Origin of the sequence: Prauserella salsuginis, from assembly GCF_024648885.1 — a bacterium.
Lineage (GTDB): Bacteria > Actinomycetota > Actinomycetes > Mycobacteriales > Pseudonocardiaceae > Prauserella > Prauserella salsuginis.
The window spans coordinates 916,621-941,410 of sequence record NZ_JANBBF010000009.1 but is presented as its reverse complement, the minus strand read 5'-3'; the positions used below and the strand labels follow the sequence as shown (position 1 = coordinate 941,410).

At 71.0% G+C, this 24,790-nt stretch carries 20 protein-coding genes; all 20 read right to left on the bottom strand.

Translation table 11 applies throughout. From position 1 onward, the window contains the following. Window positions 1-8 precede the first annotated feature (8 nt). The 20 genes from LY40_RS11080 to LY40_RS10985 all read right to left on the bottom strand — a co-directional run bounded on the left by LY40_RS11080 (window position 9) and on the right by LY40_RS10985 (window position 24,666). Window positions 9-380, bottom strand: coding sequence for a hypothetical protein (locus LY40_RS11080; protein ID WP_183784053.1), 372 nt, complete (start codon window positions 378-380; stop codon window positions 9-11). Window positions 381-481: 101 nt separating this feature from the next. Continuing rightward, on the bottom strand, window positions 482-3,691 hold the full coding sequence (ileS, locus tag LY40_RS11075) for an isoleucine--tRNA ligase (RefSeq protein WP_258936722.1): 3,210 nt from the start codon (window positions 3,689-3,691) through the stop codon (window positions 482-484). A 315-nt stretch (window positions 3,692-4,006) separates the two neighbouring features. After that, the gene (locus LY40_RS11070; RefSeq protein WP_183784049.1) at window positions 4,007-4,612 is read right to left on the bottom strand and encodes a hypothetical protein; all 606 of its coding nucleotides are present in this window, start codon (window positions 4,610-4,612) and stop codon (window positions 4,007-4,009) included. A gap of 116 nt (window positions 4,613-4,728) precedes the next feature. Further along, a complete protein-coding gene (wag31, locus tag LY40_RS11065; RefSeq protein WP_183784047.1) occupies window positions 4,729-5,649 on the bottom strand; it encodes a DivIVA-like cell division protein Wag31 in 921 nt (306 codons plus the stop codon). A 49-nt stretch (window positions 5,650-5,698) separates the two neighbouring features. Further along, a complete protein-coding gene (locus LY40_RS11060) occupies window positions 5,699-5,968 on the bottom strand; it encodes a YggT family protein (RefSeq protein WP_183657479.1) in 270 nt (89 codons plus the stop codon). Window positions 5,969-6,110: 142 nt separating this feature from the next. Then, on the bottom strand, window positions 6,111-6,773 hold the full coding sequence (locus LY40_RS11055) for a cell division protein SepF (RefSeq protein ID WP_183784045.1): 663 nt from the start codon (window positions 6,771-6,773) through the stop codon (window positions 6,111-6,113). A gap of 78 nt (window positions 6,774-6,851) precedes the next feature. Beyond that, entirely contained in the window at window positions 6,852-7,616 is a 765-nt protein-coding gene (locus LY40_RS11050; RefSeq protein WP_258936721.1) for a YggS family pyridoxal phosphate-dependent enzyme, read from the bottom strand. Window positions 7,617-7,618: 2 nt separating this feature from the next. Then, a complete protein-coding gene (gene pgeF, locus LY40_RS11045) occupies window positions 7,619-8,323 on the bottom strand; it encodes a peptidoglycan editing factor PgeF (RefSeq protein WP_183784041.1) in 705 nt (234 codons plus the stop codon). 154 nt (window positions 8,324-8,477) lie between these two features. Further along, a complete protein-coding gene (gene ftsZ / locus LY40_RS11040) occupies window positions 8,478-9,932 on the bottom strand; it encodes a cell division protein FtsZ (RefSeq protein ID WP_183784039.1) in 1,455 nt (484 codons plus the stop codon). A 291-nt stretch (window positions 9,933-10,223) separates the two neighbouring features. Continuing rightward, the gene (locus LY40_RS11035; RefSeq protein ID WP_258936720.1) at window positions 10,224-11,048 is read right to left on the bottom strand and encodes a cell division protein FtsQ/DivIB; all 825 of its coding nucleotides are present in this window, start codon (window positions 11,046-11,048) and stop codon (window positions 10,224-10,226) included. 20 nt (window positions 11,049-11,068) lie between these two features. Continuing rightward, window positions 11,069-12,517, bottom strand: coding sequence for a UDP-N-acetylmuramate--L-alanine ligase (gene murC, locus LY40_RS11030; RefSeq protein WP_372497756.1), 1,449 nt, complete (start codon window positions 12,515-12,517; stop codon window positions 11,069-11,071). Beyond that, window positions 12,507-13,643, bottom strand: a complete 1,137-nt coding sequence (gene murG, locus LY40_RS11025; RefSeq protein ID WP_183784035.1) for an undecaprenyldiphospho-muramoylpentapeptide beta-N-acetylglucosaminyltransferase — start codon at window positions 13,641-13,643, stop codon at window positions 12,507-12,509. The genes murC and murG overlap by 11 nt, the downstream gene beginning before the upstream one ends. Beyond that, complete coding sequence (gene ftsW, locus LY40_RS11020) at window positions 13,640-15,187, bottom strand: putative lipid II flippase FtsW (protein WP_183784033.1); 1,548 nt, start codon at window positions 15,185-15,187, stop codon at window positions 13,640-13,642. The genes murG and ftsW overlap by 4 nt, the downstream gene beginning before the upstream one ends. Next, entirely contained in the window at window positions 15,174-16,571 is a 1,398-nt protein-coding gene (murD, locus tag LY40_RS11015; RefSeq protein WP_258936719.1) for a UDP-N-acetylmuramoyl-L-alanine--D-glutamate ligase, read from the bottom strand. Before murD ends, ftsW begins: the two co-directional genes overlap by 14 nt. A 3-nt stretch (window positions 16,572-16,574) precedes the next feature. Continuing rightward, window positions 16,575-17,660, bottom strand: coding sequence for a phospho-N-acetylmuramoyl-pentapeptide-transferase (mraY, locus tag LY40_RS11010; protein ID WP_183784029.1), 1,086 nt, complete (start codon window positions 17,658-17,660; stop codon window positions 16,575-16,577). After that, a complete protein-coding gene (locus tag LY40_RS11005) occupies window positions 17,657-19,129 on the bottom strand; it encodes a UDP-N-acetylmuramoyl-tripeptide--D-alanyl-D-alanine ligase (protein ID WP_183784027.1) in 1,473 nt (490 codons plus the stop codon). The genes mraY and LY40_RS11005 overlap by 4 nt, the downstream gene beginning before the upstream one ends. Then, window positions 19,126-20,688 carry a UDP-N-acetylmuramoyl-L-alanyl-D-glutamate--2,6-diaminopimelate ligase gene (locus LY40_RS11000; protein WP_258936769.1) on the bottom strand — a complete coding sequence of 521 codons (1,563 nt, stop codon included), beginning with the start codon at window positions 20,686-20,688 and terminating at the stop codon, window positions 19,126-19,128. Before LY40_RS11000 ends, LY40_RS11005 begins: the two co-directional genes overlap by 4 nt. A 404-nt stretch (window positions 20,689-21,092) precedes the next feature. Next, window positions 21,093-22,874 carry a 3-oxosteroid 1-dehydrogenase gene (gene kstD, locus LY40_RS10995; protein WP_258936718.1) on the bottom strand — a complete coding sequence of 594 codons (1,782 nt, stop codon included), beginning with the start codon at window positions 22,872-22,874 and terminating at the stop codon, window positions 21,093-21,095. After that, window positions 22,871-23,065 carry a ferredoxin gene (locus tag LY40_RS10990; RefSeq protein ID WP_183784025.1) on the bottom strand — a complete coding sequence of 65 codons (195 nt, stop codon included), beginning with the start codon at window positions 23,063-23,065 and terminating at the stop codon, window positions 22,871-22,873. Before LY40_RS10990 ends, kstD begins: the two co-directional genes overlap by 4 nt. Beyond that, a complete protein-coding gene (locus LY40_RS10985; protein ID WP_258936717.1) occupies window positions 23,062-24,666 on the bottom strand; it encodes an FAD-binding protein in 1,605 nt (534 codons plus the stop codon). The genes LY40_RS10990 and LY40_RS10985 overlap by 4 nt, the downstream gene beginning before the upstream one ends. Window positions 24,667-24,790: the final 124 nt, after the last annotated feature.

Here is a 24,790-nt window from a genome sequence, read left to right as displayed (position 1 = left end):
CACGCCGGTCAGTCGTCGTCGCCGTCGTCATCGTCCCCACCGTCGTCGTCATCGTCGTCATCGTCGTCGTCGACCGGCGGCGGTGGCGGGACGACATCGCGGGTCGGCTGCGGCTCGGATCCGGGACGCGACGGCGGCCGTTCCGGCCCGTCCGGACCGGTTCCGTGCCCGTCCGTCGTGGTCGACGACGGCGGCGGCGTCGAGTCGCGAGACGGCAGCGAAGGCAGCTCACTGCGTGATCCGTCGGCTCCGCCGATACGGACCACCGGGCTCTCGTTGACGGGCGCGTCGGACCCGCGCAGCAGCAACGTCACGACCACCGCGGCCACCGGCAGTGCCAGCACGGCCACGAGCGCCAGCGCCCTCGGTGTCGGTTTCATGGCGTCCACTCTGCCCCGATACGGCGAAGCCCGGATGAGCCGGAGATGAAGACATCTTCATCAAGTCTCATCCGGGCCTGCTCACCGGCCGGACGCGAACGTCAGCCCGCGTGCGCGCGCACCGCGACGGTCACCTTGTCACCGTCACCGACCGCACCGGCGAAACCGTCGCTCACAGCCGCGTACGCCACCTCCGTGGCCAGCGTCTCCGACGCCACGAACTCCTGGTGCTCCCGCACCGCCGCCACGACCGCGTCCGGCGCGTCGATCGTCAGCGCGATGCGGTCGGCCACGTCGAGCCCCGCATCGCGCCGAGCCTGCTGGACCACGCGCACCAGGTCACGCGCCACGCCCTCGGCGGCCAGCTCCGGCGTCACATCGGTGTCGAGCAGCACGAGGCCGGAACCCCCCGGCAGCTCACCAGCGATGCCCTCACCCGAGGCGACCAGCCTGCGCTCGTACTCACCGTCGACCAGTTCGATCCCGGCCGCGACGACCGCACCCTCGGCCGTGGTGGACCAGTCGCCCGCCTTCACGGCCTTGATCACGGTCTGCACGTCCTTGCCCAGCCGCGGTCCCGCAGCACGGGCGTTGACCGCGACCTCGAACGATCCGTGCGCCGCCACGTCGGTGGTCAGTTCGAGGGCCTTGACGTTCACCTCGTCGGCGACGATGTCGGAGAAGGGCCGCAGCAGCTCGGCATCCTCGGCCGCCACGAGCAGGGAGGCCAGCGGCAGCCGGACCCGCAGCTTGTTCGCCTTCCGCAACGACAGCGCCGCGGAACACACCTGCCGCACCCGGTCCATCGCGGTGACGAGCTCGGGGTCCGCGGGCAGCACCGCGGTGTCCGGCCAGTCGGCCAGGTGCACCGACCGACCACCGGTCAGCCCGCGCCACACGGCTTCCGTCGTCATCGGCAGCAGCGGTGCGGCCACCCGGCACACCGTCTCCAGCACCGTGTGCAGCGTGTCGACCGCGGCCTGCTCGCCCGCCCAGAACCGGTCGCGGGAGCGCCGCACGTACCAGTTGGTCAACACCTCGAGGTAGTCGCGCAACGTCGCGCACCCGCCCGCGATGTCGTAACCGTCCAATGCGGACTGCACATCGGCCACGAGCTCGCGCGTCTTGGCGAGGATGTACCGGTCGAGCACGTGCCGCGAGGGCTGCTTGCAGGCGCGAGCCATCGCTTCAGCGTCGGTGACCGATGTTCCCTCGACACCCTCGGCGTTCGCGTACAACGCGAGGAAGTAGTACGAGTTCCACAGCGGCAGCACCGCCTGGCGCACCGCGTCGCGGATGCCCTTCTCCGTGACGACCAGGTTGCCGCCGCGCAGGATCGGGCTCGCCATCAGGTACCAGCGCATCGCGTCGGAACCGTCCCGGTCGAACACCTCGTTGACGTCCGGGTAGTTCCGCAGCGACTTCGACATCTTCTGCCCGTCGGAACCGAGCACGATGCCGTGCGAGACGCAGGTCCGGAACGCCGGCCGGTCGAACAGCGCCGTGGCCAGCACGTGCAGCGTGTAGAACCAGCCCCGGGTCTGGCCGATGTACTCGACGATGAAGTCGCCCGGATAGTGGTCCTCGAACCACCCGGTGTTCTCGAACGGATAGTGCACCTGGGCGTACGGCATCGACCCGGAGTCGAACCACACGTCGAGCACGTCCGGAACGCGGCGCATCGTCGAGGCGCCTGTCGGGTCGTCCGGGTTCGGCCGGGTGAGCTCGTCGATGTACGGCCGGTGCAGGTCGGTGGGCCGCACCCCGAAGTCGCGTTCCAGCTCGTCGAGCGATCCGTAGACGTCGACGCGCGGGTGGTTCGGGTCGTCGGAGACCCACACCGGGATCGGCGTGCCCCAGTAACGGTTGCGCGAGATCGACCAGTCGCGGGCGTTCTCGAGCCACTTGCCGAACTGGCCGTCCTTGATGTGGTCCGGGTACCAGGTGATCTGCTGGTTCAGCTCGACCATCCGGTCCTTGAACTCCGTCACCGCCACGAACCACGACGACACGGCGCGGTAGATGAGCGGGTTCCGGCACCGCCAGCAGTGGGGATAGCTGTGCTCGTACGTCTCGTGCCGCAGCAGGATCGCGCCCTGCCGCGCGGCCGAGCCGGTGCCGTTCTTCAGGTCGCGGATGATGTTCGGGTTGGCCTCGAACACCTGCTGGCCCTCGTAATCGGGCACCTGCGCGTCGAATCGGCCCTTCGCGTCGACCGGCGTCGCGGGAACGATGCCCGCCGCATCGGTCACGACCTTGTCCTCGTCGCCGTACGCAGGGGCGATGTGCACGATGCCCGTACCGTCGTCGGTGGTCACGTAGTCGGCCGACAGCACCCGGTGGGCGTTCTCCCTGCCGACGAAGTACGGGAACGGCGGTGCGTAGCGGGTGCCGAGCAAGTCGGATCCCTTGTACCTGGCGACGACCGTCGGCTGTTCGCCGAGTTCCTTCGCGTAGGCGCCGAGGCGCGCTTCGGCGAGCACGAAGCGCCTGCCGTCGGCGTCGGCGACCTGGACGTAGTCCACATCGGGATGCACGGCCGTGGCCAGGTTGGACGGCACGGTCCACGGCGTGGTGGTCCAGATGAGCAGATATGCCCCGTCCAGCTCGCTGTCGTTGCCCTCGACGCGGTAGCCGATGGTCACCGCCGGGTCCTGCCGCGACTGGTAGACGTCGTCGTCCATCCGCAACTCGTGGTTGGACAACGGCGTCTCGTCACGCCAGCAGTACGGCAGCACCCGGTAGCCCTCGTAGACCAGGCCCTTGTCCCACAGCCGCTTGAACGCCCAGATCACCGATTCCATGTAGGTGACGTCGAGCGTCTTGTAGTCGTTGTCGAAGTCGACCCACCGCGCCTGCCGAGTGACGTACTCCTGCCATTCGGCGGTGTAGCGCAGCACCGACTCGCGGCACGCCCGGTTGAACTCGGCGATGCCCATCTCGTCGATCTGCGACTTGTCGGTGATGCCGAGCTGTTTCTCGGCCTCGAGCTCGGCGGGCAGGCCGTGGGTGTCCCAGCCGAACCGGCGCTCGACCCGCTTGCCCCGCATCGTCTGGTAGCGCGGAACGGTGTCCTTGACGTACCCGGTCAGCAGGTGGCCGTAGTGCGGCAGCCCGTTTGCGAACGGCGGACCGTCGTAGAAGACGTAGTCGTTGTCACCGCCGGTGCCCGCATCGCGCGCCTCGACACTGGCCTGGAACGTGCGGTCGCTCTCCCAGTAGGCCAGGATGTCCTTCTCCAGGGCAGGAAAGGACGGCTGCGACGGGACCTCGTCGGCGGCCTGCGCGCCGACGGATGTCTTGGGGTACATCCGGTGTGCTCCTCGCGGAAATGTCCGTGTTGCCGTACGGGCCTTCCGGCCCACACGGGGACGACGCGAGCGCTACAGAGCGCACGTTCCGCGGTACCACCCCGCTTGCCCGCGCCGGTCGGCGCGGACCCCTCGTTCGGCGGCTGTGACGGGCCGCTGCCGTCCGGTTCTACTGAGCCGTCGCGGGCGTGTCGCCCCGCGACGGCCGTTCTTCCGGAAGCTCCCCGGTGATGGCCGGATCGTCGCCGTGTGTGTTCAGGATAACCGGTCACGAACCGGCCCATCACGCGCCCACGGAATCACGCACCCGCGGAGTCACGCACCAGCCGAGTTACGGTGCCGCTGCGCGAGCGTCGCGTCCGGCGCGCACCGGCCGCACGGGCTGAAACCGAGTTCCCTGGCCTCCCTGGCCGGCAGCGGGATCGTCTCGCGCGTCTCGAGCCAAGCGCATTCTGCGAGGTGGTACCGGGGCCGCTCGTCCACGACGACGACCTCCTCCTCCAGTCGCGACACGAGCAGCGCGTCGGCGTCGGCGGAGTTCTCCGTGGCCGGTTCGTCGTCCGGATCGGCCAGGTCACCCTCGGCCGCGATCAGCTCCGTCTGGCCCTCGCCGACGGGCTCCTCGGCGTCGTCGGCCTCCTCGAGGGCCCGGTCGATGTCCTCGTCGTCGGTGTCCGAGGCCGTGGACCGCTCCGAGTCCGCCTTGCCGGCCTCGTCGTCCGATTCGGCCCGCTCCGGCTCCGCCTCCGGCTTCGCGTCGCTTCCTGCCGAACGGCGGCGCCACCAGTCGATCACGAGCAGAATCGCCGCGACCACGGACACACCCAGCGAGATCCAGGCCCACAGCGAGTCGGCGGTGATGAGCGCCGCGACCACGAGGCCGAGCGCCCCCAGTACGAGAATCAGAACGATGTAGAGCACAGTGAATTACAACACGAACGCGAAAGAGACGGCCCCGACCCCTTCCTCAGGGTGTCGGAACCGTCTCTCTCGGTGAACATCAGCCCGGTGGTGCCGGTGACAGTGCCGTGTCGGTGTCAGCCCGCTTCGGCTCGCGGACCGAACGAGTAGCCCTGGCCACCGTTCGAGGAGTTCGAGCTCGAGCTGCCCGTCGACGACGAGGACGAGGACTCGGACGACGAGGACGTCGACGCCGAGGCCGGTGCGGCCGAACCACGGTCGTCGAGCTCGCGCAGCTGCGATTCGAGGAAGCCGCGGAGTCGAGTACGGTACTCGCGCTCGATGGTGCGCAGCTCCTCGATCTTCTTGTTGAGCTCGCCCTTCTCGGTGTTCAGGTTGTTCATCGTCTCGGTGTACTTGCGCTGCGCCTCGCGATCCAGAGTGGTCGCCTTGTCGCGCGCCTGACGCTCGAGCGTCTCCGCCCGGGTCCGTGCGTCGTTGAGCATGCTCTCGGCGCGCGTGCGCGCCTCGTTGACCATCGAGTCCGCCTTCGAGCGGGCGTCGGACAGCAACTGCTCGGACTTCGTCCTTGCCTCGGCGAGCATGCCGTCGGACTCGGTCTTGGCCTCGGCGGTCAGCCGGTCGGCCATCTCCTGTGCCAGGCCCAGGACCTTCGCGGCCTGCACGTTCGGCTCGCCGTTCTCACCACCGAGCAGGCCTGCGGCCGTGGCCTGCGTCTGCTCGGTCGACGACGGGGGCGGCACCGGGGCGAGCCGCCGAGACGGGGCCTCGTCGGTGGACCCGCGCTGCGGGGCGGGCTGTGCCGCCTGCGCGCTGCCGCCGGCCTTCGCCGACTCCAGCTCACCGCGGGTCGACTCCAGCTCGGCGTCGAGCTGCTCCACCTGCTGGCGCAGCTCGTTGTTGTCCTCGATCAACCGGGCAAGTTCCGTCTCCACCAGGTCGAGGAACGCATCCACCTCGTCCTCGTTGTAGCCCCGCTTGCCGATAGGCGGCTTGCTGAACGCGACGTTATGCACGTCAGCAGGGGTCAACGACATCAGATCACCTCACGCACTCCATGGGCTGTCGGACGATCCGGGTTCCCCGTCACCCGGGTAGCGCCAGTTGCATCAGTATGAACACAACCAACAGCAGCACCATAATCGATAAGTCCAGGCCCACGCCGCCTATCCGCACGATGGGAATAACACGTCGTACGAGCTTGACCGGTGGGTCTGTCACTGTGTAGATGCTCTCGACCGCGACCGCAACCCCTCCCGCGGGTCGCCATTCGCGCGCGAAAGCCCGTACAAGCTCGACGACGATCCGCGCCGTGAGCAGGAGCCAAAAGACAAAGAGCAGCCAATAAAAGACCATCCGGACCGCATCCACGCCGCCACTCTAGCCACAACCGGCGACGTTGTGGGCCACCGGCCCGCCGACGCGCCCGGCGGCTCTCCCCCGGCGCCCGGCGGTGGCCGGGTGACCGGCGGCGGGGGTCAGTGACCGGTGACGGAGGTCAGCGGCGGAGGAACAGTCCACCCTCGGCGATACGCCTACGGTCCTCGGCCGAGACGTCCGCGTCCGGCGGCGAGAGCAAGAACACCTTGTTGGTGACGCGGTCCATCGAGCCACGCAATGCGAACGCGAGCCCCGCCGCGAAGTCCACGACCCGCTTCGCGTCCGCATTGTCCATTTCGGTCAGATTGATGATCACCGGCGTGCCGTCCCGGTAGGCCTCGCCGATCTCGCGCGCCTCGGTGTAGCTCGTCGGGTGCAGGGTGCGGATCCTGCTCAACGGGTCCCGATTCGCCGCAGGGGCGCGCGCAGGCGGCTCCGGCGCCGGACGCAGCCGGGTGACCGGCTCGGGCTGCCGGTCGACCGCGAGTGAGCCGTGGACCGGCGACGGCTCAGCGGCCGAACGCCGCGCGCGTGCGGGTTCGGGCTCCTCGAACTCGTCCATGACGTGATACCGCGAACGACCCCGGCGCGGCGGCTCGTCGTAGTCCGCCTCCCGGTAGTCGCCCCTGCCGCGGTCGTACGCGTCATAGGAGTCGTAGGCCTCGTAGGAGTCGTACGCGTCCGGGTCGTCGGCGTAGCCGCGCCGGTAGTCGTCGTAGTCGTACTCGTCCTCGGCAGGGACCATCCCGAAGTAGGCCTTCAGCTTGTGCAGCGTGCTCATGCCTCTCCCTCGCCCGCACGGTCGCGTCCCCACCCTTGACGCTGAGTCACCGCAAAACGCCACTGTGGGTGAACGTCTCTATGGCGAGGCTAGACCGCGGCCACCGAGCAACGCGGTTCCGACACGCACACAAGTCGAGCCGTGCGCCACCGCGGCCTCCAAATCCCCGCTCATCCCTGCTGAAAGTTCCACGGCGTCGGGATGATCACGTCTCACCCTCGCGTGCGCCTCGGCGAGTCGGTCGAAGGCCGGCTCCGGGTCCCCACCCAGCGGGGCGACGGCCATGACTCCCCGCAGTCGCAGCGACTCACCCGACCGAGCGATGACGTCGGCGAGTTGTGGCAGCTCGTCGAGCGGACATCCGCCGCGCCGTGCGGCATCATCGGCCGTGTCGAGGCTCGCCTGCAGCAGCACGTCCAGTGGTCCGGACCGGGTGCCCGCCTCTTGAGCGGTACGCACGGCCTTGGCGAGTGCCTCGGCGAGCCGCTGCGAGTCGACCGACTGCACCTCACTGGCCCAGCCGGCGACCGACTTCGCCTTGTTCCGCTGCAGCCGCCCGACCATGTGCCAGCGCACGGCCGCCTCGGGCCGCAGTTCGGTGACCTCCGCCGCCTTCGGGGCCGCCTCCTGGTCGCGATTCTCGGCCAGGTCCGTGACGCCAAGGTCGCTCAGCAGCGCGGCGTCGGACGCGGGAAAAGTCTTCGTCACGGCCAGTAGCCGCACCTCACCGGGCTCGCGCCCGGCCGCGGCACACGCCTCGTCGATCCGGCCCCTGACCGCCTCCAGCGAGGCCGCCAGCTCCGCGCGGCGCTGCTGCGGATCACCCTGGGTCTCGACGGTCACGCTCACTCCTCGATCCACGTCAAGGCAGCGATCCGCCCCGACGGGTTGTCCCTGCGGTGACTGAACAGTGTGTCGTCCTCGACGGTGCAGCGTGGGTCGACGCCGATCCTGCCCACTCCCGCGTCGGCCAGCTGCCGCCACAGGCCCGCGCGCAGGTCGAGCGCCGCCGTGCCCTTCCGGCTCCGGCAGCGACTGCCCGGCAGGTGCGCCTCGACGTCGGCGGCCATGTCGTCGGGCACCTCGTAGCACGAACCACACACCGACGGCCCCAGCAGCGCCTCGATCCGGCTCGGCTCGGCTCCCACCGAACGCATCGCCTCGAGCGCGGCAGGCACGACGCCCACTCTCGCGCCCACTCGGCCGGCGTGCACGGCGGCGACAACACCCGCCTCGGCGTCTCCCAACAGCACCGGCACGCAGTCCGCGACGAGCACAACCGGCACCACGCCGGGCGTCGCCGTCACCAGCGCGTCCGTGGCCTCGGCGGGTTCGGTCTCCGTGCCGTCGACAACCGTTGCGGTGCGGCCGTGGACCTGTTCCATCCAGGCGAGGCGGTCCTCGGTCAGTCCCAACTCCGTCGCCAGCCGCGCCCGGTTGGCGCGCACCGCGTCGGGGTCGTCCCCGACGTGCAGGCCGAGGTTGAACGAGTCGTACGGGGGTTTCGAGTAGCCGCCCGCCCTCGTCGTGATCACGCGCCTGATGCGCACCGATTCGTCCTTTCACTCGGGCGTCGTCCGCGAGCGGCGCCGCAGAGCCGCCTGCACCGGAGAGCCTACGGACCCCGGACACACACCGAGGGTCACCGCCCCCTGCCGTGGGAACGGTGACCCTCGAAAGCGATCCGGGTGCTGCGAACGTGCCTCAGCGGCGCATGAACGGCGGGACATCGACCTCGTCGTCGGACGGGTCCTCGGTCACCGGCTGGGTGCCGCCCGGCAGTCCCGTCTGCGGGCGCGGTGCGCCGGCCTGCGCCTGGCCCGGAGCCGGCTGCTGCGCCGAACCCGGCTGCGGCTGGCCCTGCGGTGCCGCTCCCTGCGGTGCCTGACCCTGGGGTGCCTGCCCCTGAGGGGCGGACGGCTGGGGCGCGGGCCTGCCCTGTTGGCCGCTCGGCACGGGCTGGGCGCCACCAGACGGCGGAGCCGAACCCGCTCCGTTGGCGTGCGCCGAGGCCGCCCCGTTGGCAGGGGTCGCGCCCGCCGAGGCGGACGGCGACTGCTCGCCGGGCTTGCCCGCGGCGGGCTGTGCCGGGGCGGCGGGGGCCGCGGGGCCTCCCGATTCCGCCGCTGCGCCGCCGGCCTCTCCGGCCTCGACCGTCATGGTCGACCCGTTCGCCGTCAGCGTCCCGGGATCGAGCTTCTTGTGCGTGGGAGTGCCCGCGTCGAAGCCGGCCGCGATCACCGTCACCCGGACCTCGTCGCCGAGCGAGTCGTCGATGATCGTCCCGAAGATGATGTTGGCCTCCGGGTGCGCGGACTCCTGCACCAGCGACGCAGCCTCGTTGATCTCGAACAGGCCGAGGTCGGACCCGCCGGCGATCGACAGCAGCGCGCCGTGCGCACCGTCCATGGACGCTTCGAGCAGCGGAGAGTTGATGGCCTTCTCCGCGGCCTGCACGGCGCGACCCTCGCCACGCGCCGAGCCGATGCCCATGAGTGCGCTGCCCGCGCCCGACATGACGCTCTTGACGTCGGCGAAGTCCAGGTTGATCAGACCGGGCGTGGTGATCAGGTCGGTGATGCCCTGCACACCGGACAGCAGCACCTCGTCGGCCGAGCGGAAGGCGTCCATCAGCGAGACACCGATGTCGCCGAGCTGCAGCAGCCGGTCGTTCGGGATGACGATGAGCGTGTCGCACTCGTTGCGCAGCTCCTGTATCCCGTCCTCGGCCTGCTTTCCGCGCCGTTTGCCCTCGAACGAGAAGGGCCTCGTGACCACACCGATGGTCAGTGCGCCGAGCTTGCGGGCGATCTGCGCGACGACCGGGGCACCGCCGGTGCCGGTGCCGCCGCCCTCACCCGCGGTCACGAACACCATGTCGGCGCCCTTGAGGACCTCTTCGATCTCCTCCCGATGGTCCTCGGCCGCCTGCTGGCCGACGTCGGGGGCGGCGCCCGCACCGAGTCCCCGGGTCAGTTCCCGGCCGATGTCGAGCTTGACGTCCGCGTCGGACATCAGCAGTGCCTGGGCGTCGGTGTTCACCGCGATGAACTCGACACCTTTGAGGCCGACCTCGATCATGCGGTTCACGGCGTTCACGCCGCCGCCGCCGATACCGACGACCTTGATCACCGCGAGGTAATTGTGCGGGGGCGTCATCGGGTTCGCCTTCCTGATCGTGGTGCTTGTCCCTGGCTCGCGCTGGATGTCGACCTCGGACTCCCGGAAACCCTCAACCTCAAGTTGAGGGTCAGACTTATGTCAACTACCAACGTTGCGGTAGGACGGTATGCATCGCGCGGGCCCGAATCCAGGCGCCACGCCGCGTGTCGCCGGATGTTTGCACCACGTCGGGCGTTATTTGCACCACCGCGCGGCCGGCGTCTCGGCTGCCCTGACCGCGTTGCCGCACAACGGAAAACCGGTCGGACACCGGATGCGGCGCGGCCGTCAGGACACGGTCGGCAGTTCGGGGCTCGACACGTCGTAGACCTTGCCGGGCCGGGTCATCAGCGCGCCGAGGACCTTCGCCTTGCTCTCGCTGTCCGACGCATCGCCCCACCGCACCGACTTGCCGCTGCGGAGCGTGAACTCGACGCTGCCCGGCGAGTCCGCGCGCCACTGCGTGACCTTGTCCCGCAGCTGTTTCGGCAACGCCTTGCGCACCGCGATCACCGCACGGGTCTCGGCGTTGCCGACGCCCACTTCGGACATCTTGAACTCCGGAAGTCCTTGGGGCCGCTTGGAAATCTCCTTGTACACCACCCCGCCGGTGTCGACGAGGTACAGCGTCGAGCCGGTGTCGTACACCCCGGCGGGGGCGCGTTCGGTGACCGCGATCTCGATCGTCGACGGCCAGGACCGGGAGACATCGACGGTCGCGACACCGGGGATCTCGGCGACCCGTTCGGCGATCGCGTCGGTGTCGACGCGGAGCATCGCGCGCCGCTCGGGCACTTCGGCCACCTGACGCACCCGGTCCGCCGCGACGTCACGATTCCCGGTCACCTCGACCGACCGCACACCCAGCAATGACGTGAACAGCAGCACGTAGGCCAGGCCGAGCACCGTGAGCACGCTCAGCACCGCGATCCAACGCCGCCGCAACGCGCGCGCCCGCGACACGAAACCCGTCGCCGCCTGCGCGGCGGTGCGGCCCGGCGCTGCCCTGTCCCGCTGTCCGGAAGCGGGACGACCGCGTCGTTGGGCCGCCCTGGCAGGCCGCGTGGGGGCATCGTCGTCCCTGCGCGGCCTCCGCCGGCTCGTGCTGGTCATGTCCGGAGTCCGTTCGCCGATCAGGTCCCGCGACGGTCCAGCTCGGCGAGGATCTCCGGGCCGAGTTGCGTCACGTCGCCCGCGCCCATGGTCACCAGCAGATCGCCCGGCTTGACGAGGTCGGCCGCGAGCACGGTGGCACGGTCGAAGGCCGGCTCGTAGTGCACGGCGGCACCGGTGATCCGCTCGGCGATGAGTTCGCCGCTCACGCCCGGCTTCGGTTCCTCCCGCGCGCCGTAGACGTCGAGCAGGATCACCTCGTCGGCCAGGCCGAGCGCCTCGGCGAACTCGCTCGCGAACGCCTCGGTGCGGGAGTAGAGGTGCGGCTGGAACACGACCACGACCCTGCCGGTCCCCGCGGCGTGCCGCACCGCCCGCAGCTGGGCATCGACTTCGGTCGGGTGGTGGGCGTAGTCGTCGTAGACGCGCACGTCCGCGGCACGGCCCTTGAACTCGAACCGCCTGCGCACACCACCGAACACGGCGAGGCCCGCGAGCATCCCGTCGACCGGGGCGCCCAGCTCCAGGCCCGCCAACAGCGCGGCCACGGCGTTGAACGCCATGTGCTCGCCCGGCACGGTCACCCGGACCTCGAGTTCCTCGCCGCCGAGCGCGAGGCGCACCGTGCCGCCCTCGTCCGCCGGCTCGTAGGTCACGACCCGCGCGTCGTGCTCTCCGGTCGCCGACCGGCCGTACCGCAGCACGCGCACGCCCGCCGCCTCGGCGCGGACCGCCAGCTCGGCGGCGGCCGCGTCGTCGGCACACACCACGAGCGCGCCGCCCGGCGCGATCCGGTGGAGGAACTCGGTGAACACCGCGATGTAGGCCTCGACGGTGCCGTGGTGGTCGAGGTGGTCGGGCTCGACGTTCGTCACGACCGCCACGTCCGGCGTGTAGCTCAGGAACGAACCGTCGCTCTCGTCGGCCTCCGCGACGAACACGCCGCCCTCGCCGTGATGGGCGTTCGCTCCGGACTCGTTGAGGTCGCCGCCGATCGCGAACGACGGATCGAGCCTGCAGTGCTGCAGCGCCACGGTGAGCATCGACGTCGTCGACGTCTTGCCGTGGGTGCCGGCGATGCACGCGACGCGGTGTCCCGCCATCAGCTCGGCCAGTGCCTCCGCGCGGTGCAGCACCGGGATGCCGCGGGAACGCGCGGCCGCCAGTTCGGGGTTGTCGTCGCGGATCGCCGTCGACACGATCACGGCGGTCGGTTCACTTCCGGCGAGGTCGAGATTCTCGGCGGACTGTCCGACCGCGATGTGCGCACCCTGCGCACGCAGGGTCAGAAAGGCCCGCGACTCCTTCGCGTCGGAGCCGGACACCTGCGCGCCCCTGGCCAGCAGGATCCGCGCGATGCCGCTCATGCCGGCACCGCCGATGCCGATCAGGTGCGCCCGCAGCAGCACCTCGGGCGGCCGCGACGCGACGGCGTTCATGCCGGCCTCCTCGGGTGTGTCAGTTGCCATCGCCATGTCCCCCGGCCTCCAAGACCATCCGCGCCAGTGTTTCGTCGGCCGCGCCGTGGCCCAGCCCGACGGCGGCCGCGCTCATCTTCGCGAGCCGCTCGGTGTCGGTCACCAGCGGGATCACCTGTTCGGCGATCGCCTCCGGCGTCAGCGCCTCGTCGGCGACCAGCAGACCGGCTCCCGCGTGCACCGCGGGTTCGGCGTTGAGCGCCTGCTCACCATTGCCGTGCGGCAGCGGGACGAACACCGCGGGCAGGCCGACGGCGGACACCTCGGCGACCGTCATCGCACCCGATCGGCACAGCACCAGGTCCGCCGCGGCATAGGCGAGGTCCATCCGTTCCAGGTACGGCACCGGCACGTACGCCGGAGCGCCGGGGAATTCGCGCACCGCGACGGAGTTCTTCGGGCCGTGTGCGTGCAGCACACCGACACCGGCCTCGGCGAACGTCTGCGCGGCTCCGGACACGGCCTCGTTGATGGACCGCGCGCCCTGCGAACCGCCGAAGGCCAGCACGGTCGGCGCGTCGGGGTCCAGTCCGAAGTGGGCGCGCGCCTCGGCACGCAGGGCGGAGCGGTCGAGGGAGGTGATCGAGTGCCGCAGCGGGATGCCGACGACCTCGGCGCCCGGCAGCGGTGTCCCGGGCACGGCCGCGGCGACCTTCGCGGCGAGCCGGGCGCCGATCTTGTTGGCCAGGCCCGGATGCTTGTTGGCCTCGTGCACGACGATGGGTGTCCGCCCGCGTGCGGCCAGGTAGGCGGGCAACGCGACGTACCCGCCGAAGCCGACGACGACATCGGCGCCGACCCGGTCGAGCACCTCACGCGTGCGCCTGACCGCGTCGCGGACCTTCAGCGGGAGCCGCAGCAGCTCCGCCGTCGGCTTGCGCGGCATCGGCACCGGCGGGATCAGCTCCAGCGGGTAGCCGCGGTCCGGCACCAGCGTGGTCTCCAGGCCGCGCTCGGTGCCCAGCGCGACTACCTTCGCGTCCGGCCGGAGCCGCGTGACCGCGTCGGCCAATGCGAGCGCGGGCTCGATGTGGCCGGCCGTGCCGCCCCCTGCGACCACAACCGTCGGCGCGGTGCGTGCCGGTGTCTTCTCCGCACCGGTGTCGGGCTGGCTCACCTGCGTCCTCTCCGTGTCGATCGACTGGTTCCCGTGGAACGGTCCGGTTTCGGCCTGCGCGGTCCGCCGCGCGCCGATTCACCGCGGCTGCGGCGACCGTACTCCGGCGCTGCACCGCGCCGGTCGGGCGCCGACGCCGACCGCGCCCCACGGGTGGCCGGCCGGCCTGCCTTGGCTCCCGACGACCGGGTTCCGCCTTGACCGCGGCCACCGCCCCTCGAGCCGCCGCGCCGCGTGGCGGGAGGCCGGTACGGGTCCGGGGCGGGCAACCGCATCAGACGTCCGAACTTACCCGGCCCCTGGGTGCGCAACGCGGCCACGGCCTCCGGTTCGTGCCGCGCACAGTTGGCGAGGAGGCCGAACAGCAGCATCGTCATCAGGAGCGAGGTGCCACCGTAGGAAATCATCGGCAGTGTCACGCCCGTGACGGGGAGCAGTCCGACGACGTAGCCGATGTTGATAGCGGCCTGCGACACGATCGACACGGTCAGTGTCCCGGCGACGATCCGGATCCACGGGTCCAGGTTGCGCATCGCGATGCGCAGGCCCACGAAGGTCAGCAGTCCGAACAGGCCGATCACGACGATACAGCCGACGAACCCGAGCTCCTCCCCGATCAGCGCGAAGATGAAGTCGTGCTGCACGTTCGGCAGGTACATCCATTTCGACTGGCCCTGCCCGAGGCCCTTGCCGAACAGCCCGCCGTCGGCGAGCGCGTACAGCGCCTGGTTGGCCTGCATCCCCTTGCCGAGCGGGTCGGCGCCGGGGTTGAGGAACGTCATGACCCGGTCGAGCCGGTAGTCGGCGATCAGTGCGAGCACCACCGCCCCCGCGACACCGGAGGCCAGCACGATGCCGAACAACCGTTTCGGCGCTCCTGCGAACCACAGCAGGGCGATGAGCACGATGCCGAGCGGCACGGTGCCACCGAGGTCGGGTTGTGCCATCACGAGTGCGCACATCAGCAGCGCCCCGGGTACCACCGGCACCAGCAGGTGCCGCCACTGATGGAGCACCTGGTATTTGGTCACGAGGATGTGTGCGCCCCACAGCGTGAGCACGACCTTGCCGAGCTCCACCGGCTGCAGCGAGAGCGGCCCGACGACGAACCAGCCCTGGGAACCGTTCTGTTCGCTGCCCAGCGGGGTGAGCACGAGCGCCAGCAGCCCCAGCGTGACCACCATCGCCGCGGGCGAGAGCGTCCGGATCCGCGGCAACGGGATGCGCACGCCCAGCCAGAACACGACAGCGCCGACGGCCGCGAACACCAGATGCCGCTGGAACAGGGCGTACACACTGCCTGCGTTGCCCGGGTCGTAGGACGAGACCGACGACGCCGACAGCACCATCACGGTGCCGATCACCATGAGCAGCCCGCAGACGGCGAGGATCAGGTGGAAGTCCGCCAGCGGACGCGACAGCCACGCGGTCAGTGCGGTACGGACCGCCGCGAATCCGCGTTCGGTGCGTTTCCTCCGGTTCCGGTCGTCGCTCCGCCGGGCGGAGTCGGAGGAACCGGATCGGCTCTCGTCAATCGCCGTCACCGAGGCGTTCCCGTCTCAGCGCGTCGACGGCCGTCGTGAACGCCTCGCCCCTCGCGGCGTAGTCGCGGAACATGTCCAGCGACGCCGCCGCGGGGGCCAGCACCACCGTGTCGCCCGCCGTTGCGAGCGTGTGAGCCGCGTTCACCGCCGATGTCATGGGCTCATGGTCACCCGGATCGACGCGTGTGACGGGAACATCGGGCGCGTGTCGCGCAACAGCGGCGCCGATCACGTCCGCGTCGACCCCGAGCAGGACCACCCCGCGTAGCCGGGCGGCCACCCCCTGCACGAGTTCGTCGACGGACGCGCCCTTGAGCTGGCCGCCCGCGATCCAGACGACACCGTCCTGGGCGAGCAGTGAGCCCGTGGCGGCGTGCGGGTTGGTGGCCTTCGAATCGTTGACGTAACGCACCCCGTCGACCTCCCCCGCGACGACGGCGCGGTGCGCGCCGGGGGTGAAGGTGCGCAGCCCTTCGGCGACGGCGGCGGACGGGATGCCATAGGCCCGTGCCAGCGCGGCCGCGGCGAGGGCGTTGGCGACGTTGTGCGGGCCGAGGGGACGGACGTCGGCGAGCGTGGCCAGTTCCTCGGCGCCCTGCACCGGGTCGCCGACGTAGGCGCGGTCGACGAGCAGGTCCTCGACGATGCCGAGTTCACCGGGCCGCGGGGTGTCGAGGCGGAAGCCGACCCGGCGTGCGCCCTCGGGTGCGTACTCGTCGGCGAGGCGCTGCGACCACGCCTCGGCCACGTTGTGCACGACCGTCCCCGAGCGTGCGTGGACGGTGCCCTTCGCGGCGGCGTAGGCCTCGAGGCCGCCGTGCCAGTCGAGGTGGTCCTCGGCGACGTTGAGCACGACGGACGCACGCGGCGCCAGCGTGGCCGACCAGTGCAACTGGAAACTGGACAGCTCGACGGCCAGCACGTCGTGGCCGCCCCGGACGGCGTCGAGCACGGCGAAACCGACGTTGCCGCAGGCCACGGCGTCGGCACCGGCCGCACGCAGGATCGACTCGAGCATGCCGACGGTGGTCGTCTTGCCGTTGGTGCCGGTCACCACCAGCCACGCGGGCGGCCGCTCGCGCTCCTGCCCGAGCCGCCAGGCCAGTTCGACGTCGCCGATCACCTCGACATCGGCCTCGGCCGCCGCCTGCAGCAGAGGTGCCGTCGGCCGCCAGCCCGGGCTGGTCACGACCAGTTCGGTGCCCTCGGGGGGCACGTCGAGCCCAGGCTCCAGCGTGGCGCCGAGCCCGCCGAGTTCGGCGAGCCGCTCCGCGTTGCCGTCGGTCACGGTCACGTCGGCGCCGAGTTCGGTCAGCGTCTCGGTGACCGACCGGCCGGTCACCCCGGCGCCGGCGACCAGCACCCGTGTTCCAGCCAGCTTCACCGGTCAGCCCCCGCCGAGACCGAGCTGTTCGCTGTAGAACAGGCCCAGGCCGAACATGCAGCACACGGCTGCGAGCAGCCAGAAGCGGATGATCACCGTCGTCTCGGCCCAGCCGGAGAGCTCGAAGTGGTGGTGGAACGGCGCCATCCGGAACAGCCGCTTGCGCGTCGTGCGGAAGACCGCGATCTGCAGCACGACCGACACCATCTCGACCACGAACAGACCGCCGATGACGATGGCGAGCAGCTCGGTGCGCGTCGTCATCGACAGGCCGGCGATGAGGCCACCGAGCGCGAGCGAACCGGTGTCGCCCATGAAGATCTTCGCCGGTGCGGCGTTCCACCACAGGAACCCGACACACGCGCCCGCCGCGGCCGCGGCCACCACTGCGAGGTCGAGCGGGTCGCGGACGTCGTAGCACGCGGCCTGCGGCGTCTCGACACAGCTGAGCCGAGCCTGCCAGAAGGCGATCACCACGTAGGTGACCAGCACCATCGCCCCGGCGCCGCCTGCGAGGCCGTCGAGCCCGTCGGTGAAGTTCACCGCGTTCGACCACGCCGAGATCAGCAGGTAGCAGAACAGGATGAATACCGGGAGGGGGAAGAAGATCAGTGACAGGTCCCGCACGTACGACAGGTGCTGCGAGGCGGGTGCCAGGCCGTTGTCGTTGACGAACTGCAGCGCGAGGATGCCGAACACGACCGCGACGAGCAGCTGGCCGACCAGTTTGGCCGTCTTGTTGAGACCGAGGTTGCGCTGCTTGCGGATCTTGATGAAGTCGTCGAGGAAGCCCACGAGGCCGAGCCCGACGGACAGGAACAGCACGAGCAGACCGGACGCCGTCGGCCCGGAGTTCGACGAGTCCCGCAGCACGTCGACCAGGTGCGCCACGAAGTACGCGACGACCATCGCCACGATGATCGCCACACCGCCCATCGTGGGGGTGCCGCGCTTCGAGCGGTGGCCTTCCGGCCCTTCCTCACGGATCTCCTGCCCGAAGCCCTGCTTCGAGAACAGCCTGATCAGATACGGGGTGAACAGGATGGAGATCAGCAGCCCCACCGAGGCCGCGATCAGGATGCTGATCACTGGGTGCCCTCCAGCTCGGTGCCCTCCAGCAACGCGTCGGCCACCCGCCACATCTCGGCGACCTTGGAGGCCTTCACCAGGACCACGTCGTCGGAACGCAGTTCGTCGCGCAGCAGGGCGACGGCCGCGTCGGTGTCGGGAACCAGAACCGACTCCTCTCCCCAAGAACCTTCGTGGCTGGCACCGGTGTGCATCGGGGCGGCCGCGTCTCCGACCACCACGAGTCTGCTGATGTTCAGGCGCACCGCGAGCCTGCCGATCTCGTCGTGCGCGGACACGCTATCGGTACCCAGTTCGCCCATCTCCGACAGGACCGCCCACGACCGCCTGCCCGCGCCCCGGGTCATCGACGCGAGGGTCTTGAGCGCGGCCTTCATCGACTCGGGATTGGCGTTGTACGAGTCGTTGAGCACGGTGACGCCGTCGGCGCGCGTGGTGACCTCCATGCGCCGGGAGGACCGGCGCTCGGCGCCGGACAGGCGTTCGGCCACCTCGGCGACGGGCGTACCGAGTTCGAGGGCGATCGCGGCGGCGGTGAGGGCGTTGCCGACGTGGTGCTCACCGTGCAGCGACAGCGTCACGTCGGCGGTGCCCTGCGGGGCGACCAGCCGGAACGAGGCACGCGCCTGGTCGTCGAGGCGGACGTCCTCGGCCCGCACCGTCGCCTCGGAGCTCTCGCCGACGAACACGACGCGCGCCGAGGTGCGCGAAGCCATGGCGGCGACCAGCGGGTCGTCGGCGTTGAGCACGGCCACGCCGTCGGCGGGCAGCGCCTCGACCAGCTCACCCTTCGTCCGCGCGATGCCCTCACGGGAGCCGAACTCGCCGACGTGGGCGGTGCCGACGTTGAGCACCGCACCGATCGTCGGCGGCGCGATCTGCGCCAGCTCGGCGATGTGGCCGGGGCCGCGGGCCGACAGCTCCAGGACGAGGTTGCGCGTCGAGGAGTCGGCACGCAGCGCGGTCCAGGGGTGGCCCAGCTCGTTGTTGAACGAACCCGGCGGCGCGATCGTCGGGCCCAGCGGCTCGAGCAGCTGCGCGATGAGGTCCTTGGTGGAGGTCTTACCGGACGAACCGGTGACGCCGACGACCGTCATCCCGCCCTCGGTCAGCCGCGTGACGACGTGCCTGGCGAGCCTGCCGAGCGCCGCGAGCACCGCCGCGCCGGACCCGTCGCTGTCACCGGCCAGCGCCATGGCGTTCGCGTGCGCGGCCTCGACCGGCGGGGCGATCACGGCGGGCGCGTCGACCTCGCGGCCCGCGAGCACACCCGCGGCACCGTCGGCCACGGCCTTCGCGGCGAACTCGTGCCCGTCGACCCGTTCGCCGGGCAGTGCGACGAACAACCCGCCCCCGGTGAGCCTGCGGGAGTCGAACTCCACCGACGCCGTCACGCGTTCGGTGCCCTCGGCCCGGTGCAGCCGGCCGCCGGTCACCTCGGCGATCTCGGCCATGCTCATCTCGATCACACGCTCACCTCGAACCTGTCGCGGATGGCGGCCGCGAGTTCATCCCTGTCGGAGAAGGGATGCACCACGCCCGCGATGTTCTGCCCGCTCTCGTGTCCCTTGCCCGCCACGAGCACGACGTCCCCGTGGCCTGCCGCGGCGACGGCGGCGACGATGGCCTCCCTGCGGTCGCCGATCTCGCGGATCTCGCCGGCCTCGGCCGAGTCGACGGCCCTGGCGCCCTGCAGTATCTCCGCCCTGATCGCGGCCGGATCCTCGCTACGCGGATTGTCGTCGGTGACGATCACCAGTTCGCTGCCGCGCACCGCCGCCTCACCCATGATGGCCCGCTTGGCGGTGTCGCGATCGCCGCCGCATCCGAGCACCGTGATGATGCGTCCCTGCGTGCCCGCCCGCAGCGCACGCAAGGCCTCCGTGACGGCAGCGGGCTTGTGCGCGTAGTCGACGACGGCGGCGAACGGCTGACCCAGCGCGACGCGTTCCATCCGGCCCGGGACCTCGACGGATGCCAGGCCCGCGACGATGGCGTCGAGGGGGATGCCCACCGTGTCCAGGATCGCCGCGGCCAGGGTCGCGTTGGCGACGTTGAACTCCCCCGGCAGCGGGATGCTGGCGCGGGCGGTGCGCCCGTCCGGCCCGTGGAGGGTGAAGCCCTGTTCGCCGGTGGGCGTCGTGGCGATGTCGGTCGCCCGCCATACGGCGTCGACGCCGCGCTCGGTGGCGACCGTGATCGTCTGCGGGGTGACGAGCCTACGACCCCACTCGGCGTCGACGACCACGACCTCGCTCGTCGACCGGCCGTCGAACAGCAGCGACTTCGCGGCGAAGTAGTCGTCCATGTCGCGGTGGAAGTCGAGGTGGTCCTGCGACAGGTTGGTGAACGCCCCCACCGTGAACCGCGTGCCGTTCACCCGGCCGAGGCTCAGCGCGTGACTGGAGACCTCCATGGGCACGTGCGTCACGCCCTGCTCGACCATGAGCGCGAACAGCGCCTGCAGGTCCGGTGCCTCCGGTGTGGTGAACGCGCTGGCGAGACGTTCGCCCGAGACGCGGGTCTCGACCGTTCCGATGAGACCGGTCGTGTGACCCGCCGCGCGCAGGCCCGACTCGACGAGGTAGGCCGTGGTCGTTTTGCCCGATGTGCCCGTGGTTCCGAGGACGTTGAGGGTCAGCGACGGTTCGCCGTAGATCCAGGCGGCGATCTCACCGAGGACCGCACGCGGCTCGGAATGCACGAGCACGGGCAGCTCGGTCTCGGCGATCGCGGGACGTTCGGTGCCCGCCTCGTCGGTGAGGATGGCAGCGGCGCCCGCGGCGATCGCGCCGGCCGCGAAATCGGCGCCGTGCACACGCGCGCCGGGCAGCGCGGCGAACAGGTCCCCTGGCCGCACGTCCTGTCCGCGCAGCGTCGCCCCCGTCACGGTCACCTCGGGCGCGGACGGGTCGGCGAGCAGGCGCGAACCGGAGCGCGCCACGAGCGTCGTCACGGGAACCGGTTCGGTGTACGCGGGCCGCGGTGGCCCGGTACGACCCGACGGCGCCGCGGACGGACCGGACACACCGGGAGCAGCACCACCGGACGCAGAACCACCGGAGGCAGTGACGCCGCGCTCGTCCTTGTTGACAGACACGCGGGAAGGTTACCCACGCCCGCGGTGGCGCCACTCAGCGGTCGCCGGCAGGAGGAGACACCCAGCGTCGCCCGCGGTCCGGCGTCCCCGACGGCACCGTCACGGCCGTGGCGGTGCCGGCACCGTCACGGCTGTCGGTCCACACCGCTGCCCAGCACCACGGCCCGCCACCCCCGCCGTCACACCACTGCCCGACAGTGCTGCCACCCCGACAGTGCTGCCACGGCGGCACCACCTGCACCCTGCCCTGCGGCGCCACCGTTCCTGCGGACCGCCGTCCTGTGACGGTTCCACCTCACTCCGACGCCATGCCGCCTACGCAGCCGTGGTGACTACGAAGCCGTGTCCGTGCGTGCGTCCTGGTGCTCGGGGCCGGCCGCCGTACCGGATCCGGCCGCTGTGCCGGCGCCCGTCTCCGCCAGATCCTCGGCGGCCAGGTAGCCGAAGACCATCGCCGGGCCGATCGTCGCGCCGGGGCCGGCGTAGGTGCGGCCCATCACCGCGGCGCTGCTGTTGCCCGCCGCGTAGAGCCCGTCGATCACCGATCCGTCCTCGCGCAACACTCGCGCCCGCGTGTCCGTGCGCACGCCGCCCTTCGTGCCGAGGTCCCCCGGCACCATCTTCACGGCGTAGAAGGGCGCCTGGTTCAGCGCACCGAGGCTCGGGTTGGGACGGTTCCGCGGATCGCCGTAGTAGTGGTCGTAACGGCTGCGGCCCCGACCGAACTCGGCGTCCTCACCCGCACCGGCGTACTCGTTGAAGCGCTCCACTGTGGACTCGAGTGCCGCGGCCGGTACACCCATCTTCTCGGCCAGTTCACCGACCGACGACGCCTGCACCACGACGCCGTGCTTGTACCAGCGCCCTGGCAGGGGCTGGCGGGGGCCGAGCCCGGTGAACATGTACCGGTTGCGGTACCGCTGGTCGAACACCAGCCACGTCGGGATGTTCTCCCCGGGACCGTCACCGCGCCCCTGGTCGCCGCCGTACATCGCGTGAACGGCGTCCACGTAGGGCGCCGACTCGTTCACGAACCGGCGGCCGTGCTCGTTCACCATGATGCTGCCGGGCCGGGACCGTTCCGCCAGCGCGAACCACGGTCCGCCCGGCAACGGGATCGACGGTCCCCACCAGGCGTCGTCCATGAGGTCCACCGCAGCACCCACGGCCGTCGCTGCCGTGATGGCGTCGCCGGTGTTGGCCTTGGCTCCGACCGTCCATTCCGTACCGATGGGGGCGCGCTGGTACCGCTCGCGCATCGCGGCGTTGTGCTCGAACCCACCCGCGGCGAGCACCACTCCGTGGCGGGCGCGCACCACGGCTTCCTCGCCGTCCCGGTCGACGACGACGCCGGCCACCCGACCGCCTGCCGTCTCGAGGCGCAGCAGCGGCCGGTTGAGCCTGACCTCGGCACCGGCGCGGCGAACGCCGATCCGGAGCGCGGCCGCGATCGCCTGTCCCATGACCAGCTGGCGTTTGCCCAGCAGCAGGCCGCCCAGCCAGCGCATGCCCAGGCTCAGCAGGGTCAGCAGACCGCGCGGGTGGCGTGCGATCAGGCTCAGCCACCGGTAGTCGGCCTGCCCGAGCGGAACCCCGAGCGGCGGCGCGCTGTACGGCGGCTCCAGCCGATCCCGATCCTCGCCGAGCAGCCGGGCGTCGACGGGCTTGGGCTCGGCGGACCGGCCGACCGCCTTCCCGCCGGGAGCCTCGGGGTAGTAGTCGGAGTATCCGCGCACCCAGCGCAGCCGTAACGGCGTGGTCCGCTCCACGAACGACAGCACGGCCGGCCCGTGCTCGAGATACGTGTCGATGCGCTCCGGCTCGGCCGCATCACCCACGATCGAATGCAGGTACTCCCGGGCGGCCTGCGGCGTGTCCGAGACGCCCGCGCGCCGCAGGGCGTCGTTGCCGGGAACCCACACGCCGCCACCCGACCGGGCGGTCGACCCGCCGAAGGCGGCGGCCTTCTCGAGCACCACGGTGGACAACCCGAGATGCGCCGCGCGCAGGGCCGCGGTCAGTCCGGCCGCACCGCTGCCGACCACGACGACGTCGAACTCCTCCACATCGGTACCCTCCCGCGGCGCCGCCCCGGCCGCCTGCTCGCCCGTCACTCGGACTCGTCCAGCGACAGCGCGGCCTTCGGGCACGACTCGACGGCCTGCAGGATCCGGCCGCGGTTCTCGGCATCCGGGTCCGCCTTGAGGATCAGGTTCTCGTCCTCGTCCAGTTCGAACACGTCGGGTGCGACGGCCTCACAAATTCCGTTCGACTCACACAGGTCCCAGTCGACGACGATCCTCACGCCTGTTCCTCCTGAAATCGCTTCTCGGTCAGTGCGGCCGCCACGCGGCGCCCGGAGAACACGCAGTCCGCAATGGACAGACCGCTCACATAGGACTCCGAGCACACGCCGACGGCGTTGCGGCCCGCGGCGTACAGCCCCGGCACGGGCGAGCCGTCCTCACGCGTGACGGCCCCGGTCGTTTCGTCGACGGTCAGGCCGCCGAGCGTGATCATCGGGATCGGGAATCCCGGCTGGGTACGGATGGAGCAGTCGATCGCGTAGAACGGGCCGCTCGACAGCGGGTGCACATGTGCCGGGTCCTTGCCCATCCGGTCGTGACCGGCGGCGGCACCGGCGTTGTACTCCTCGATCGTGTGGGCCAGCACGTCCGGGTCGATGCCCCGGCTGCGGGCCAGCGTCGGCAGGTCGGTGGCGCGGACGTGGCCGATCCGCAGGACGTACTCGGCCTGCAACCGCTGGAACCACAGTGTCTGCGACGGGGCCTGCCGGAGCGCCTCGGCACGGATGCGGGCGTCGATGATCAGATACGCCTCCGAATCGGGCTGCCGCGCGACCCGGTCGCCGATACGCGCGCCGTAGTAGGCCTCGTTGCAGATGCGCTCGCCGCGATTGTTGACGAGCACTCCGTCGACCATCGCCAGCGGCGGGTTGAAGAACCGCCACGCGGACACGCGGTGCAGCCGGTCGGCCCGCCCGCCCACCGATTCCCCGAGCGCGATGCCACTGCCGTCGTCAGCGATCGTGCCGAGCGACGAGCCGCGGCGGTAGGCGGGCGCATGTTCGGCCACCAGCTGCCGGTTGAAGACGAACCCGCCTGCGGCGAGCACGACGCCGCGGCGAGCGCGATACCGGCGCGGCACGCCGTGCCTGCGTTCCAGGTTCGCGACCGGCCCGTCGAGCATCCGGCCGAGCGGCCGGTAGTAGATGTTGAGCTTGCGGCCCGCCCACGCCAGCACCCGGTGCAGCCCGCGCGGGACGCGCCCACCGATCTCCGAGACCTCCACGCCGACGATCCGCTCGCCGTCGGTGACGAGGCTTCTGGCCTTGGTCTGGGTCCGCACCGCGATCGGCCTGCGGGCCACGGCCCTGCGCAGCGCCCCGAACAGCGGTTTGCCGGACACGCCCGCCCCCTTCGCACGGTGCCCGCGCGGGGCGGGAACCGCGGCGTCGGAGAACGGCGGGGCGAGCTCGTTGCCCGAGTAGTACAGGTAGTGCTCGTTGGTGGGGTACGACGTCTTGCGCGGCGCCATGCTGCCCTCGAACGGCACGCCGTGTCGTTCGAGCCAGCGCAGATTGTCGGGACTCTGCTCACAGAATCGCGCGAGCGTCTCGTCGGAGACCACACCGTCGGTCTCGAGCCTGAGATAGTCGAGCATCGCCTCGGTGGTGTCCTCGAATCCCGCGGCCCGCTGATGCTGCGTGCCGCCTCCGGCGTAGACGACCCCGCCGCTGATGGCGGTCGCGCCGCCGCCCTGGAAACGGTCGAGGACGAGCACGTCGGCACCGCGGTCGCAGGCGTCGATGGCGGCGCACGCCCCTGCGCCCCCGAAGCCGACGATCACGACGTCGGCCTCGGCGTCCCATTCCCGGTGCGGCATCGAAGGCTCCTTCCGGCGAGCTGATCGCCTCCACATGATGCCGATTTCTGAAACATGTTTCAACTATTGTCTGGCTCGGAAAACGGTCGCTGACAGCGCGGGCGACGGTCATCAGCACACAGGG

What these genes read in the sequence shown, in the direction of transcription:
- ftsZ (WP_183784039.1), bottom strand. Translation starts at nt 9,932, where the DNA reads ATGACGCCCCCGCACAATTACCTCGCGGTGATCAAGGTCGTCGGTATC.
- wag31 (WP_183784047.1), bottom strand. Translation starts at nt 5,649, where the DNA reads ATGTCGTTGACCCCTGCTGACGTGCATAACGTCGCGTTCAGCAAGCCG.
- LY40_RS10985 (WP_258936717.1), bottom strand. Translation starts at nt 24,666, where the DNA reads ATGCCGCACCGGGAATGGGACGCCGAGGCCGACGTCGTGATCGTCGGC.
- LY40_RS11035 (WP_258936720.1), bottom strand. Translation starts at nt 11,048, where the DNA reads ATGACCAGCACGAGCCGGCGGAGGCCGCGCAGGGACGACGATGCCCCC.
- LY40_RS11080 (WP_183784053.1), bottom strand. Translation starts at nt 380, where the DNA reads ATGAAACCGACACCGAGGGCGCTGGCGCTCGTGGCCGTGCTGGCACTG.
- LY40_RS11060 (WP_183657479.1), bottom strand. Translation starts at nt 5,968, where the DNA reads ATGGTCTTTTATTGGCTGCTCTTTGTCTTTTGGCTCCTGCTCACGGCG.
- murC (WP_372497756.1), bottom strand. Translation starts at nt 12,517, where the DNA reads ATGGCAACTGACACACCCGAGGAGGCCGGCATGAACGCCGTCGCGTCG.
- ileS (WP_258936722.1), bottom strand. Translation starts at nt 3,691, where the DNA reads ATGTACCCCAAGACATCCGTCGGCGCGCAGGCCGCCGACGAGGTCCCG.
- LY40_RS11055 (WP_183784045.1), bottom strand. Translation starts at nt 6,773, where the DNA reads ATGAGCACGCTGCACAAGCTGAAGGCCTACTTCGGGATGGTCCCTGCC.